This is a genomic window from Martelella sp. FOR1707, from assembly GCF_053484265.1.
The window spans coordinates 139,578-153,822 of sequence record NZ_JBAKFP010000001.1 but is presented as its reverse complement, the minus strand read 5'-3'; the positions used below and the strand labels follow the sequence as shown (position 1 = coordinate 153,822).

Below are 14,245 nucleotides of genomic sequence, written 5' to 3'. Positions count from 1 at the left end.
AAGACACAATGGATCAGATCATCGTCGGCATCGATACCCACAAGCTAACCAGTGACGAAACCGGCCGTCAAAGCGCCCCGGCCGCCCAAAGCAGGCCGCGGGTCAGGATCAGGCGCACATTGGGGATTTCGAGTTCGTCGGCGGTGTGCCCAAGGGAGGAATAGAACACCCGGCCTCGGCCGTGCATGGTGGTGAACACCACCGGCATGACGACGTTCTTGCGCCAGGCGTGGAATTCGCCGGAAAACGTGGTGGTCGCCAGCACCTCCACGGCCGGATCATAGTTCAGGTAGTATTGCTCCGACGTATGTTCGAAAGGCTCGATCCCCTCCATGACCGGATGATCGGGACGGGTGATGTCGACCTGATAGGTGATGATGTTGCCGGGATGAGAAACCCAGTAGCAGCTCGCGGCATAACGGAAAGGCACGCTTGCCCGAAAACTGGTCGCAAGCCCCATGTGGTATCCCGCAAGGCCGGTGCCCGCCTGCACCGCTGCGATCAGCCTCTCCATCTTTTCAGGTTCGAGCACGCCATCCGTGATGACCGGCACCACGAGTGCATTGGAGCCGACGTCATCGGCGCCGAGCGCGTCGTAATCATCGGTCACCTGAACCGCAAAGTCATGCTCCTCCAGGATCTGACGGACGACTTCCGCGCCTTCCCTGGGCGTATGCAGTTCCATTCCTCCGTAAACCACAAGCGCCTTTCGCTTCGTCATGGCGATCTTCTCCTCCATTGCTGTTCATAGTCCGAGACCGACAGCCTGCGTGCGATGGACACCCTTCGGGACATAGTGGAAGGCATCGTCGCGCTTCAAAAGCTTTGCCGCCAGATGGATGACCGAGAGCCACATTTCCGTGCCTTGCAGACCGGCTTGCTGTCCATCGGCAAAGGCGAAGCCCTCCCCCTTCCGCCAACGCGATGGCGCGCGGGTGATGATGGCGCGGGCGACGGCCTCGGCCTCGGCCCGGCGATGATCCGTGAGGTCGAGGCAGATCAGCAGCGGGTGGATGGTATCGAGCAGATTGCAGGCGGTATAGGTCGGACCGCGAAAACCATCATGGTTGCGGTAGTTGGCGAGCACGGAATTGATCGCGGCCTCGGGGCGGGGTACAGGCAGGCCGAACTGCGCATAGGTTCCCCTTGTCAGGCGATAGAAGCCATTGACCGGCTGCAGCAGGCCCTCCAAGGCCGTCGGCGAGCCCCAGAGACCGGTGCTCCTGTCGACATGAAGTGAAAGCCAGCCAAACAGCGTTTCCCGCATCCTGCCGGTCGAAAAGTAGCGCGCGTTGAAATAAAGGGCGGTTCCGATCGCATCGACGCAAGCTCCGGCCGCCCAGGCATTGTTCCGCCAGGGAAGGCTTTCCAACCAGGCGCAGAGATCGGGAGCATCGAGCTCGACGGCGGCAACCCTGTGCTCCGGTTGGCTGCCGAGCACCTCCAACGCGTAGCCGGCAGCGAGGATGTTGTAGAGCGCCAATCCGTCCTCGCGCAAGGGAAGGCCCGGCCGCGGCGGACGGCTGGGGTCGGGGAAAAGACCCGTTTCGGGATCCTGTATTGCCTTCAGCGTCGTAATCGCGGCTGGAATGTCGAGCCCTTCCGGACGTTCATCGAGACCCGCCGCGATTTCGATCGCATCGCAGAGGTGGCGCATGCTCGGCCGTTCCTGGCCGTCGGCCTCGCGTGAGACATAAAACCCGTCGCGCAGGTTCCTGTTGAGGATCGCTTGCCATTCTGCCCCGATGCTGTCGCCCACGGTCCGGAGGGCCGCTTCGATGTCGGTATTCGATTTCTCACCGCGCCGGCGGATCGGCTTTGCCGGCACGCCCCCGGCAATCGTGAAGGGCGGGACGTCGCGGGTGACCGTGGCGCCGGCAGCGATGACAGCGCCGTGGCCGATCCGGACGCCATCGAGCACCACCGCGTTGGCGCCGATCCAGACATCGTCCTCGATGACAATGCCCCGGCTTTCATGCGGTTGTCGCGCGATCGGGACATCGGGATCCTCATAACCATGGTTGAAGCCCATGATCTGGGCATGCGAGGCGATGCGGACATAATCGCCACAGGTCACCTTGCCGGCAATGCAGGCATAGGCATTGACAGTGCAATCGGCACCCAGCGTAACGTCGCCCCGGACGACGGCATAGCCGGCGATATAGGAATGAGCGCCCAGGTCAAGCCTGTCGGTGAACACGGCAGCCTTTTCCGCGATATAGGCCGTATCGTCAATTTCGGCGCCCGATGTCTCTACCAGGCGAGCACAGCGCGCGCGGTGGGCGGGGGCCTCGATATCGTTCGGCGTGCGTTCCCAGGTGAGGAACTGCAGCCGCGCTTCTCGGGCGGCCATGTCGACGCCATCCCTGAGTTTCGAATTCATGCCGACCGTTCCAGCAGTTCGGGTTGGATTGCATGTTCCAGGGGGCGGCCGGCTATGAACCGCTCGATCTCGCTCACCGCCATCTCGCCCAGCCGCAGCCGCTCCAGCCCGGCGGCACCGGCAACGTGCGGGGTGAGGAACACATTCGGCAGAGTATAGAGCGGAGATCCGGCCTCGAGTACTTCGGGCGCCGTGACATCGAGGATCGCACTGATCCGGCCGCTTTCCAGTTCGCTGATCATTGCCTCATGATCCACCAGCATGCCACGCGCCGTGTTGATGAATGTGGCGCCATCCCGCATTCTGGAAAACTCCGCGGCGCCGATCATGTGCCGGGTCGCTGGCAAGGCGGGCGCATGGAGCGAGATTGTGTCCGATTTCCGAAGCAGGGTATCGAGGTCGACAAGCCTTGCCGTCGCGGCCACAGGATCCTCTGCCGTCACATAGGGATCATGCAGCAGGACATCGACATCAAGCATTTCAAGCAACTTGGCCACCTTGCGGCCGATGTGCGAGGCGCCAATCAGGCCGACGGTGCGGCGATAGTTGCCGATCGACTCGCTCATCAGCGCCCAGGTCGCCGCCCTGCCCCGATCGCGGCGGTAGATATCGCAAAGCTCGAAGACCCGCTTGTTGGCGAAGATGATCGCGGCGAGCGTGTATTCGGCCACCGGCACGGCGTTGGCCGCCGCGGCGTGGGTAACGGCGATGCCGGCATTATAGACCGCCTCATCGATCGTGTATTTCACCGTTCCTGCCGCATGCGCGATCAGGCGCAATCGCGGGGCAAGCCGCAGGACCTCCTCCCCGACAAAGGGAGCCCCCCAGCCTGTGACCAGGATATCGGTCTCGGCAAGAAGATCGCGCGCCTGCTGCGTCGTAAAATCCTCCATCGGGGTTTCGGAGAGGATGTCGCAGTGCCGGGCGAGGCGGTCGAACAGCCGCGCATCGAAGACATGCTGGGTCTTCTCCGCAGCCATGGCGAAACTTATGCGTGGGCGCATCAGTATCTCTCCGCAATATCGATGGCGCTGACCGTGATGCCTTCCCGCCTGAACAGCGCCTCCAGTTCACCGAGATCCGGCATCGAAGGCGCCTCGCCAGGATCGACACCGGCGAGCGTGGCCGAAACGGCAGTCGCCAGCACGGTCATTCCGGCCGGAATGTTGCCGATCAGCTGCGGCACGATGGTTTTGGCGACGACCAGATTGGTGTTCGGCAGGGCCTTTTGCGCACGGCCCTGGCGCTTTCCCTCCGGAGAGAGGTCGACGATCTGGCTGAGATCGGTATCCGAGAGAGCACGCGCAAATCCGCCCGCCTCCTCGCAGCGGTCGGCGTCGAGATCGGCGCGCGCGATCGCAAAACCGCCCTCGGTCGTATGCAGCGGGCGCGGCGTTTCGATCCGGTGGACCCGCACATGCCAGTCCCCGGCCGGTATGAGCCAGGTCTCCACCGTCACATCGTCCCAGGGTTTCCACCGGGCAAAGAGCGTATTGCCCGCGATCTGCGCGACTTCATTGTCCTCGCGGACGCGGTAGTGGCGCATATCGTCGGAAAGCGCCAGCATGCCGTCGAAGGCGCCGCGCTCATAGCCGCGCTCGTCAACCTCGACCGAAAACCCGTAGCGCGAGGAATAGACGAACTTGGCATATTTTTCGACGCCGTGCCGCATCTGGTGGTTCTGCTGGCCGCTGGAAAGCGCGACGACATTGCCCTTCTGGTGCTGCATCACCATACCCGGATGCTTGAGCGAAACCGGATCCCCCTCGAACCCGGCCTCGGCCTCTTCCGCCTGCCAGAACGGATGATCCGCGCCAAGCGCGAGCGGCAGGAAGGCTTTCAGCGCCCAATAGGGTGAGCCCGCCGAATTGTAGCTCTCGCTCATGAACAGGTTGGGATAGCCGTAACCGATCGACAGCACCCCGTCACGGTCGGCAATCGGGTGGCGCGACCACCACCTGAGATGCCGCAGGAAATTCCCCTTGATCTCGCCCCAGGGCAGCGCCTCGACATCGGCGAAGGCCAGCGCGCCCCAGAAGCCGCCGCAGGCGAAGCGATAGGTGAGGCTGCGGCCGAAGGCGAGCGTGCCGCCGTCGTCATCGAACCAGTGGCGGATATCCTTGGCAAACAGCGCGGCGCGCTCCCGATAGGCCTCTGCCCGCGCATCGCCTGGTTCGGCGAGTTTGGCGTAGATCAGGCCATAGAAATGCATGGCAAAGGGAATGTAGTGGTCGATCCGGCGGACATTGCCGTCGCGATACCAGCCCTCGCCCAGATAGAAACCGTCGAGTTCCTCCAAATATTGCTCCGTCAGTGTCCGGTCGAAATCGACGCCGACCCGCGTCAGTCCCATGTCGACGAGAATGCGGAAGAACTTCCAATTGTTGTTGGCATAGGCATAGCGGCGCAGGCTCTTCAGATAGTTGGCGATATTGTCCTTTGCCCTTCCCGGCAGCGGATCCCATACCTTTTCGGGTACCATGCGCAGCGTGAAGCCGATCGCGGCCATCTCGACCATGCGCTGGTCGGTGCGCTCGACCGTGCCCCAGAATTCCGGGTGGTCCGGATCCATGCCATTGGCGATGCCTTCGCGAAAATAGTCCCAGTAGTCGAAGGAACCGCCGCCGGCCGCATAAGGGGTCAGTCCCCAGAGCGGGCGGGCGAAGCCTTCCACATCGGCAGCGATGCGGTCGAAATGGGCGGCGTTGCCGCTCAGCCGGACACGGGCGCGGCCGTCGGAAAAAAACGGCAGGAGCGGGTTGAAGAGCGCGTGCAGCGCCTGCTCGACATCGCCTCTTGTCTTGAGCGGATTCGCGGAAAGGGGATTTGCGGTGTTGGGATCGTAGGTCATCTAGGCATAGGTTCCTGTGGCAGGGCTATCGGAAAAGGCGCCCTTGAGTTCAATGGTTTCGGCAAAGTGGCAGGCGGCTTCGCTCGGGCCGCCGTTGATCGGCCTGAGCACCGGCTTCTCCGTCCGGCAGCAGTCCTCGGCGAATTTGCAGCGCGTGTGGAACGGACAGCCCTCCAGGCGATCGCCGAGGAAGGGTATCTCGCCCTTGACGGCGTCGTGCCGTTTTCCGCGCCGCGACGGGTCGGCGATCGGCAGTGCGTCGAGCAGCACTTCGGTGTAGGGATGGCGCGGCCGCTCGAACAAGGCCTCGGTCGGCGCGCTCTCGACCACATGGCCGAGATACATCACCGCCACCCGGTCCGCGAGGTAGTTCACCACGCCGAGATCATGACTGATGAAAATGTAGGTCAGGCCGAAATCGGCCTTCAGGTCCTCAAGCAGATTGAGGATCTGCGCCTGGATCGAGACGTCGAGGGCGGAGACGGCCTCGTCGGCGATCACCAGTTTCGGCTCGAGCACAAGCGCGCGGGCAATGCCGATTCTCTGGCGCTGGCCGCCGGAAAAGGCATGCGGGAAGCGCTGCAGCGCATCTCTCGGAAGGCCGACCTTTTCGAGCGTCGAGACCACACGGTGTTCCAGCTCCGCGCCGCGGGCGGCCCTGTGGATGCGCAGCGGCTCGGCGACGAGGTCGAATACCCGCATATAGGGATTGAGCGAGGACATCGGATCCTGGAAGATCATCCGGATATCGCGTCGCCACGGCTTCAGTTGTCGCTTGGAAAGGCCGGACAGTTCGACCGCGCCGCCCTCCTGCGGATGATAGGTCACGCGGCCGGCGGTGGGATCGACGGCCCGCACGATGCAGCGGCCGAGCGTGGTCTTGCCGCATCCGCTCTCGCCGACGATGGCAAGTGTCTCGCCCTTTTCCACCCTCAGCGATACATCGGAAAGCGCAGCGAGCGAGATCGTGTCTCCGAAAAGTCCCGACTTGAAGGTGAACACCTTTGAAAGGTTTTCGACTTCGAGAAGTGCAGTCATGCCTGTTCTCCCTGCATGGCGGCTCCGCTGCGCTTCTGCCTCAAGCCCGTCACAGCAGGAGCGTCATCATGGGTCAGCAGATGGCATCGCGCCCAGTGCGCCTCGCCGGTCGTCGTGCGCTCGGGATAGTCCCCGGCGCAAGGGGCGAAGGCATGAGGACAGCGCGAGGTGAAGGCGCAGCCTTTCGGTCGGTTGCGCGGCGACGGCACATTGCCTTCGATCGGCGCCAACCGCTCGCGCTCGGCACGGCGGACCATGCGCGGAATGGAGCGCATCAGCGCCCGCGTATAGGGATGCTGCGGCGCCCGGAACACGTCGAAGACATTGCCCTGCTCGACGACATCGCCGAGATACATCACCGCGACCTCATCGGCGATCTCGGCGACGACGCCGAGATCATGGGTGATGAACAGCATCGCCATGCCGTATTCTTCCTGCAGGGCCCTCAAGAGATCGAGGATCTGCGCCTGGGTGGTGACATCGAGCGCCGTCGTCGGCTCGTCGGCGATCAGCAGGTCCGGCTTGCAGGCCAGCGCCATGGCGATCATGGCGCGCTGGCGCAGGCCGCCGGAAAGCTGGAACGGATAGGCGTCCGCCCGCTGACGCGCCCCCGGAATGCCGACCTGTTCGAGCAGGTCGACGGTTCGGGCGCGCGCGGCCTTCTGGTCGACCCGTTCATGGATCATGATCATCTCATCGATCTGATCGCCGATCGTATGCACCGGCGACAGCGAACTCATCGGCTCCTGAAAGATCATCGAGATCCGGTTGCCGCGGATCGCGCGCATCGCCGGGCTGTCAGGCTTCAGCGACACGATATCGACCGGCGCCTCGCCCTCCGCCCGGAACAGGATGCGGCCGGTTCCAATCCGGGCATTCCGGTCGAGCAGCCGCAAGATAGTGCGGGCGGTGACGGATTTGCCGCAGCCGCTTTCGCCGACGAGCGCCAGCGTCTTGCCGCGCGTGAGGGTGAAATCGACCTGGCGGACGGCTTCGATATCCGCCTCATCGGGTGAGGAGAACACGATGCTGACATTCTCCATCCTGAGCAGTTCTGCTTTATCGTCCATAGGGGTCTGCGGCATCACGAAGGCCGTCTCCTAGAAAGTTCATGGCAAGGATCGCGACGACAACGACGACACCCGGCGACAGAAGCCACGGCGCGCCTGCAAGCGTGCGAATGTTCTGGGCGTCCTGCAGCAGCGTGCCCCAGCTGACGATCGGCGCCTGCAGGCCGAGACCGAGGAAGGAGAGCGCCGTCTCCGCGAGGATCATCCCCGGTATGGCCAACGTCGTTGCCGCGATGATGTGGCTGGTGAAGGACGGTACCATGTGCTTGACGATCACCCGGTAGTCCGATGCCCCGTCAAGCTGCGCCGCGGTGACGAAATCCTCGGTGCGCAAGGCCAGGAACCGGCCGCGGACCACGCGGGCGAGTTCCGTCCAGCCCAGCATCGAAAGGATGATGGTGATCGCGAAATAGGTCTGTAGCGGCCCCCAGTCGCGCGGGAAGGCAGCGGCAAGGCCGAGCCATAGCGGGATCGTCGGCAGCGAGCGGATGAACTCGATCGTCCGCTGCACGATGCCGTCGAAAAAGCCGCCGTAATAGCCCGAAAACCCGCCTATGATCACCCCGAAGAACAGGCTGAGGATCACGCCGACAAGGCCGATCGACAGCGAAACCCGCGTACCATAGACCAGGCGACTGAACTGATCGCGCCCGAGCCTGTCGGCGCCGAGCACGTAGAAGGGCGCGCGCGGTTCGAGCGTGCCGAAGAGCTTGCGGTTCATCGGGATGAAGCCCATCAGCTTGTAAGGCTCCGACGGCACGAAGAAGCCGACCGGATGACGGACCTCGGGGTCGATCGTGAACACCCGGCGCAAGGCCTCGGGATCGATCTCGGTCTTGTAGCCGTTCACATAGGGACCGAACTGCAGCCCACCATCTGCATCGCGGGCAATGAAATGAAGACCCTGCGGCGGAGCATAGGTGTAGCGCGGATTGTAAGCGCCCGGCGAGGTCGGCGCGACGAACTCGGCGAAGATCGCAACCAGGTAGAACGCGATCACGATCCACAGCGAGAAGAAGGCGAGCTGGTGCTGCTTGAAGCGGCGCCAGGTCATCTTCAACTGCGTTTCTCGCCCCGTCAGAGTGGCTTTCGCGGATGTCTCGACCGCCGCCGTCCCGGACATGTCCGTGGTGATGGTCATCTCAGCGTCCTCCATAGCGGATGCGGGGATCGATCCAGGCCAGGATCAGATCGGAGATCAGCGTGCCGATGACGGTCAACACGCCGAGAAGCATGATGATGGCGCCGGCGAGATACATGTCCTGGGTGGTGAGCGAGCGCAAAAGCAGCGGACCGGCCGTCGGCAGGTTCATCACCACCGAGACCACGACCGAGCTCGAGACGAGCGTCGGCAACAGCCAGCCGATGGTCGAGACCAGCGGGTTGAGCGCCACGCGCACCGGATATTTCAGGATCGCCCGCCATTCGGGCAGCCCCTTGGACCGGGCGGTCGTGACGTAGGGCTTGGTCAGTTCGTCCAGCAGGTTGGCCCGCATCACGCGGATCAGCTGCGCGGTTCCCGCGGTCGAGAGAACCAGGACCGGCGCCCAGGCATGCGCCAGGAAATCGAGAATCCGTTCAAGGTCCCACGGCGTGCCCTGAAGCTCGGGCGAGTAGAGGCCGCCGAGCGTCTGGCCGAAATAGATGTACCAGAGATACATCAGCACCAGCGCGAACAGGAAATTGGGAATGGCAAGCCCGACAAAACCGCCGATGGTGGCAAGATAATCGCCGAGCGAATATTTGCGCACGGCCGCATAGATGCCGATCGGCAGCGCCACGAGCCACATCACCAGCACGGCCAGCCCCTCAACGAGAACGGAATTGCCGAGCCGTCCCCAGATGAGATCGCTTACCGGCGACTTCCATTCGAAGCTGTTGCCGAAATCGCCGTGGAACACGCCGCCGATCCACTTGAAGTACTGGATGATGAATGGATCATCGAGGCCGTATTGCTTGCGCATCGCCTCGATGGTCGCCGGATCGACCCTGTCGCCGGCGGCGCTGAGGTCTGCCATGTAGCTTGTCAGATAGTCGCCGGGCGGAAGCTGAATGATGGCGAACGAGACGAAAGAAACCGCCCAGATCGTCAAAGCCATCGCAATCAGCCGCCGAACTATGAAGCCGAGCATGGAATCTGCCCTTTCTGCATGCGTCCCGCGGTTCCCCCGCGACCCGAAAGCCGCGGAGGATACACCCGGGAGGAGGTGTTGCTCTCTCTAGTCGAAGTACCACTGCTGCGGGTCGTAGGGGGCAGGCGTGGGAAACAGCCAGGCATGCTTCATCGGTTCGTAGACATTGCGCAGATTGTTCTTGGCAATGTAATAGCCATCCGGCGCGAGGCTGACGCCGATAACGGGGAAGTTTTCTTTCGCGATGGCAAGGATCTGGCGCATCAGGTCTTCCTGCTCCTCAGGATCGGAAGACGCCCCGAGCCGGTCATAGAGCGCCATCTGCTCCTTGGCCCACTCGGCGGGTTCAGACGCGATTTCCGGATCGGTGCCATTGAACCATGCCTGCCACTGGAAGGCCCAGGCGGATTCGTCACTTGAAGGGAAGTAGTAGCGCGGCTCCTGGATTACATCGAGGCCGCCATCGCCCTGCCACACCTGGGCGTCGAAATCGCCACCCGGGCGCTTGTCGTAGAACAGCGTGCGATCGATATTGTTGATCTCAAGATCGATGCCGACCTCGCGCAATTGCAGCGACATCAGCTCCAGCATATCGATCCATTCCGGACGAAACGCCGAAATCACATCAACGTTGATGGTCGCCGGACGGCCGTCGCTCATCAGCCGAATGCCTTGACCGTTTGTTTCCGTGAGACCGGCTGATTCGAGGTGCGCAATGGCGGATTCCGGATCATGGTCCGTGTATTGCTTGGCCATCTCCTCGTCGTAGAACTGCGATTCCGGGCGCGGTGCGACCTGATAGGGTTCGCCCTGACCGGTGAAGACTGCATCAATGATTTCCTGCCGGTTGATCGCCTCGGAAAGACCTATACGAAAATCCTTGCTGTTGTAGAGTTCGGCCTTGACCGGGTCGGCGTGGTTCAGGTTGAGCTGAAGAACCAGTGTTGATGACTGCGATGGCACATTGGCGCCAAGGCGGTAGTCGCCTTCCTTCTGGCCGTCATAGAAGAGCGGACGATTGGCCACTGTCGTGATGTGGCGGTCGGTGAAATCCATCTCGCCATTGAGTGCCATCAACGTCAATTCCTCGGCACTTTCGCTGACCCGCATTTCCAGCCGGTCGATATAGGGCAGTTGATTGCCGTCCGGGTCGACCTTCCAGTAATAGGGATTGCGCTCCAGGACCACGCGGCTGGCGTTGCCCGTCCAAGGCTCCTCGATCACCCAGGCATTCATGAAAGGCAGGTCGGGGTTGCTCCATCGCTGGGTCTCCTGCCCCCAGGCGCATTTGTCCTCCATCATGAAGGCCCAGCTCTCATAGCCCTCGTCTTTCGCCAGTTGTTCGGCATTCTCGTTGACGGCGGGAGAGAATTGCCCGCAATAGGCTTTCTGCAGAGAAACCAACGAGATGCCGTTGACCCCGGCAAGCTCATCAAGCAACAGGCCGTTCGGCTCCTCGAAGATATAGGTGAAGGTTGCGTCGTCTACGACCTCGATGGTGACCGGATTGCCCGGATCGGTCAGGAACAGCCCTCCAACAGGATAATTCGGGTCCTGGATGAGTTCGCTCGCAAAGGCGATATCGGCACTGGTGAACGGCGTGCCGTCAGACCATTTAAGCCCTTCGCGCAGGTGGAACGTATATTGGCGCGCGTCTTCGCTGACCTCCCAGCTTTCGGCGAGGTTGGGAATGATTTCATCCCATTCGCGGTTATAGCGCACCAGCCCGTCATAGTTCAGCGTGCGCGAGATCCAGGCATTGTCGCCGCGCCCGCGCAGGCCGGAGCGCCAGGTGCCGCCGTATTTTCCGATGCTGTCGACCGGCTCCACCACCAGTGGATTGTCCGGCAATCGCTCGTCCACCGGCGGCAGCGTGCCGTCTTCGACCAGCGGATCGAGCATCGGCGCCTGCTGCGCGGCGAGTGCCGCGCCGGAAAGCATCATTATCGCGGATGTCGCGAGCACGGAGTGCCTCACCGACCGCCGCACACGATTTGCATATGTCATGTTCTTCCTCCCTCGGGATCCCTCCCCGGACCCCGTTTCTTCTGGAACGGAGGAAGCGTATTCGCAAAAACGCAAAATATCAACATTAATTCATTAATTTGCGTTTTTTGCGACAACATTTAAGTCCGCGCGCTATTCTACCGCACAACTCATTGTTATCCTGATGCTTTTAGGAAAACCGAATGGAATCAACGTGCGGCATGACAGTTAATTTTTGCCATCAAAACGCGTTCCGGAATTTTTCTAGCGCATAGATTTTCGCAAATGAGAGCAAGTTCATGCCAAAGGATAGACAGTCCCGCCGGCCACCAACGACACGCCGATCTCCATCTGCTGAACGGCGGTCTCGCCTTCGATCAGATGCGAGAGCAGCCGGATCGCACCTCGGCCGATCGCCTCACGATCAACGCGGATCGTGGTGAGACGCGGCGAGGTCATGGCCGCAAGCGGCAGGTCATCAAAACCGATGATCGAGAAACCCTGTCCGACCGAGGCAAGGCCACCCTTTATGCTCTCCATGATTTCCACCGCCGCAATGTCGTTCCAGCAAAACAGCGCCGTGGCTTCATGCTTGCGCTCGGCAATATCGTGCAGCAGCTCAAGCGGGCTCCGTTCCTCGCTGGAAACCAGCATGGCCTCGCTTCCCTGCACGTCCGCCATCGCCGTCAGAAAGCCGCGGCGGCGCTCCAGGATGGTCGGCCGGTCGCCATAGGTATAATGCAGGATTTTCCTGTGGCCGGACGAAAGCAGGTGCTTCGTGGCCATGTACGCCCCGTAGAAATTCGCTGGCGCCACCGAACTGATGCGCATGAGCGGGTCGCTGCCGTTGACGAGAACGGCATGAACATCCTGTTCCCGGCACCACGCGGCCAGTTCCTCGGTCGCATCGATCCCCGCCAGCAACACCGCTCCGGCATTGGCCTCCTTCACGTGCCGATCTATGAGGTCGAGAGTGACCGTTCGCTCGCCGATCAGGCGAACGTCGAGATCAAGGCCGCAGACCCGCGCCTCGCTTCGTATCGCATCGAGAATGTTGACATAGAAGCTCGAAAGCCCGCCTGTAGCGTTGGCGAAGGGAACGAGCGCGACCACGCTGCAATCCGCCGCTCGGATGCCCGATGTGTGCTTGGACCTGTACCCCATAGTCCGCGCCATGCGCTGCACATCCCGCCGCACCGCTTCGGATATGCCCTCCTCATTGGCGAGCGCGCGTGAAACCGTGCTGACGGAAACGCCGAGCCTGGTGGCTATATCGGTCTGGTTTGGTCTGCGGGTGGTCGAGGCCATCTTTGCTCACTGCTGTCATTGTCTGACTATCAATTACGCAATTTTTGCGTTTTTTGAAAGTCCCGATGTGGCTCATCCAACGCTTTCCATATTCAGGGCTTCCCTTGTCGGCGCTTATGACAAGGTGTCCGTTGGCGCCGCATGTCCATGCATTCGCTTTCTGCGTGCAGTTTACGACAAAACAACAGGGCTGGATGCGCCGTGGATGGATATTCCGTGGCCCACTGCCGGATTGCAAGCTGTTATGCATACCGACAATGGCGTTGAATTTAGGAAGAAGGCGCTTGCAAGAAGTACGACAGCAAACCTCAGTTCAGGTCGCCCACAACGTCTCGCTTCGAAGAGCACATCAAACCGCTTGTCGGATCGATGATGAGAGCGGATCATCCACCCGGCACAACATTCAGCAATGTGAAAATCAGCTATGGTCCCTTTCCGAAGGTCATGCGAGCTTTTCACTCCGCGCACTGGAGAAGTGGCTCGCACCGGAAAACTTCGGCAAATACCATCGGCGTATTCACGCCCCGCTGTCGCACCTCCCCCTGGCTCTATGGCGCGAACGGCAAGGTGAACTCGCTTTCGGTGGAAAATGGCCTTTCGGGTTGCGGCCAGTCGAAGCCAACTCTGCAATCGGAGGTTGATATCGGCGGGGGCCAACCTCATGATCTGCCGCCGGTCGCAGCCCTTCCAGCGGTGGTCCTTGTGGCGGAAGGTGACGCCTCCTTCTCGAACGAGATCATACGTCTGTTTGAGATCGCCAACCGGTGTGTGTGGCGCGACAGATAGGCAAAGACCGCTTCGGGCCCAGCGAAGGGTGGCTCGGCATAGACGACCCAGCGTTTCCTGCGGACTGGCGACAGGTGCCACACAAATGCCCGGCGATCGGCCAGATGGGCTACTCGAAGAAAGTAAGTTGCTGGCGGCACCGTGCTGAAGCAGTCGCGTGAGTAACAGGCGGCGGAGCAGCTTTCCAAGCATGCGCACCGGCAGGAGTAAGGCCGGGCGTGTGATACCCATCGTTTTCCATCAAGGGCGATGCCGCCACCCGGCATGATCATGTGAACATGGGGATGATGCGTCATAGCCCAACCCCATGTGTGCAGCACAGCGGTCATGCCGATATGCACGCCGAAATGCTTCGGATCGGCGGCGAACTTCAGCATCGTTTTCGATGCTGTCTTGAACAGAAGTTCGTAGACGAGCGTCCTATTGTGAGGAGACCGGCCGGTTCTGCCGGTCGGGCTTCAATAGCTGCCGTTGGGCATTGGCAACCTCACCGTTTTCCGACTGTTGAGAAGCAAGGCGACCAACTTATTTCAAGGATGACAAAGACTTATCGTGACCACCGGCTTCACCCCATGCGCCGCGCGACACATCGCCGGCGGAGACGCCCGACAACCCGAAAGCCATAGTCTTGCGCATAGCCCCTTGACAGGACGCGCAGTTTGCTTTGCTATGATGTCAGACCAATTTATAA

General features: G+C 61.5%; 10 protein-coding genes and 1 pseudogene. All 11 read right to left on the bottom strand.

The genetic code is table 11. The features are described from left to right. Nucleotides 1-67 precede the first annotated feature (67 nt). Nucleotides 68-721 (bottom strand): ThuA domain-containing protein, encoded by a 654-nt coding sequence (locus V6765_RS00700; RefSeq protein ID WP_448425624.1) that lies wholly within the window; start codon nucleotides 719-721, stop codon nucleotides 68-70. A 1,080-nt stretch (nucleotides 722-1,801) separates the two neighbouring features. Next, nucleotides 1,802-1,960 (bottom strand): annotated as a pseudogene (locus V6765_RS00695) (DapH/DapD/GlmU-related protein); the annotation flags it as partial. 419 nt (nucleotides 1,961-2,379) lie between these two features. After that, nucleotides 2,380-3,390, bottom strand: coding sequence for a hydroxyacid dehydrogenase (locus V6765_RS00690; protein WP_448426594.1), 1,011 nt, complete (start codon nucleotides 3,388-3,390; stop codon nucleotides 2,380-2,382). Continuing rightward, entirely contained in the window at nucleotides 3,387-5,234 is a 1,848-nt protein-coding gene (locus tag V6765_RS00685; RefSeq protein WP_448425622.1) for a DUF2264 domain-containing protein, read from the bottom strand. The genes V6765_RS00690 and V6765_RS00685 overlap by 4 nt, the downstream gene beginning before the upstream one ends. Beyond that, on the bottom strand, nucleotides 5,235-6,272 hold the full coding sequence (locus tag V6765_RS00680) for an ABC transporter ATP-binding protein (RefSeq protein WP_448425620.1): 1,038 nt from the start codon (nucleotides 6,270-6,272) through the stop codon (nucleotides 5,235-5,237). Beyond that, nucleotides 6,269-7,342, bottom strand: a complete 1,074-nt coding sequence (locus V6765_RS00675; RefSeq protein WP_448425618.1) for an ABC transporter ATP-binding protein — start codon at nucleotides 7,340-7,342, stop codon at nucleotides 6,269-6,271. The genes V6765_RS00680 and V6765_RS00675 overlap by 4 nt, the downstream gene beginning before the upstream one ends. Beyond that, nucleotides 7,332-8,465, bottom strand: a complete 1,134-nt coding sequence (locus tag V6765_RS00670) for an ABC transporter permease (protein ID WP_448426592.1) — start codon at nucleotides 8,463-8,465, stop codon at nucleotides 7,332-7,334. The genes V6765_RS00675 and V6765_RS00670 overlap by 11 nt, the downstream gene beginning before the upstream one ends. Before the next feature lie 19 nt (nucleotides 8,466-8,484). Continuing rightward, nucleotides 8,485-9,474 (bottom strand): ABC transporter permease, encoded by a 990-nt coding sequence (locus V6765_RS00665; protein WP_448425616.1) that lies wholly within the window; start codon nucleotides 9,472-9,474, stop codon nucleotides 8,485-8,487. Nucleotides 9,475-9,561: 87 nt separating this feature from the next. Continuing rightward, entirely contained in the window at nucleotides 9,562-11,481 is a 1,920-nt protein-coding gene (locus V6765_RS00660; protein WP_448425614.1) for an ABC transporter substrate-binding protein, read from the bottom strand. A gap of 276 nt (nucleotides 11,482-11,757) precedes the next feature. Next, nucleotides 11,758-12,768: a LacI family DNA-binding transcriptional regulator gene (locus V6765_RS00655; protein ID WP_448425612.1), complete on the bottom strand. Its 1,011-nt coding sequence runs from the start codon at nucleotides 12,766-12,768 to the stop codon at nucleotides 11,758-11,760. Between the two features lie 659 nt (nucleotides 12,769-13,427). Next, nucleotides 13,428-13,931, bottom strand: coding sequence for a transposase (locus V6765_RS00650; RefSeq protein ID WP_448425610.1), 504 nt, complete (start codon nucleotides 13,929-13,931; stop codon nucleotides 13,428-13,430). Nucleotides 13,932-14,245 lie beyond the last annotated feature (314 nt).

What these genes read in the sequence shown, in the direction of transcription:
- V6765_RS00650 (WP_448425610.1), bottom strand. Translation starts at nt 13,931, where the DNA reads ATGCTGAAGTTCGCCGCCGATCCGAAGCATTTCGGCGTGCATATCGGC.
- V6765_RS00665 (WP_448425616.1), bottom strand. Translation starts at nt 9,474, where the DNA reads ATGCTCGGCTTCATAGTTCGGCGGCTGATTGCGATGGCTTTGACGATC.
- V6765_RS00700 (WP_448425624.1), bottom strand. Translation starts at nt 721, where the DNA reads ATGACGAAGCGAAAGGCGCTTGTGGTTTACGGAGGAATGGAACTGCAT.
- V6765_RS00675 (WP_448425618.1), bottom strand. Translation starts at nt 7,342, where the DNA reads ATGGACGATAAAGCAGAACTGCTCAGGATGGAGAATGTCAGCATCGTG.
- V6765_RS00670 (WP_448426592.1), bottom strand. Translation starts at nt 8,465, where the DNA reads ATGTCCGGGACGGCGGCGGTCGAGACATCCGCGAAAGCCACTCTGACG.
- V6765_RS00660 (WP_448425614.1), bottom strand. Translation starts at nt 11,481, where the DNA reads ATGACATATGCAAATCGTGTGCGGCGGTCGGTGAGGCACTCCGTGCTC.
- V6765_RS00685 (WP_448425622.1), bottom strand. Translation starts at nt 5,234, where the DNA reads ATGACCTACGATCCCAACACCGCAAATCCCCTTTCCGCGAATCCGCTC.
- V6765_RS00680 (WP_448425620.1), bottom strand. Translation starts at nt 6,272, where the DNA reads ATGACTGCACTTCTCGAAGTCGAAAACCTTTCAAAGGTGTTCACCTTC.
- V6765_RS00655 (WP_448425612.1), bottom strand. Translation starts at nt 12,768, where the DNA reads ATGGCCTCGACCACCCGCAGACCAAACCAGACCGATATAGCCACCAGG.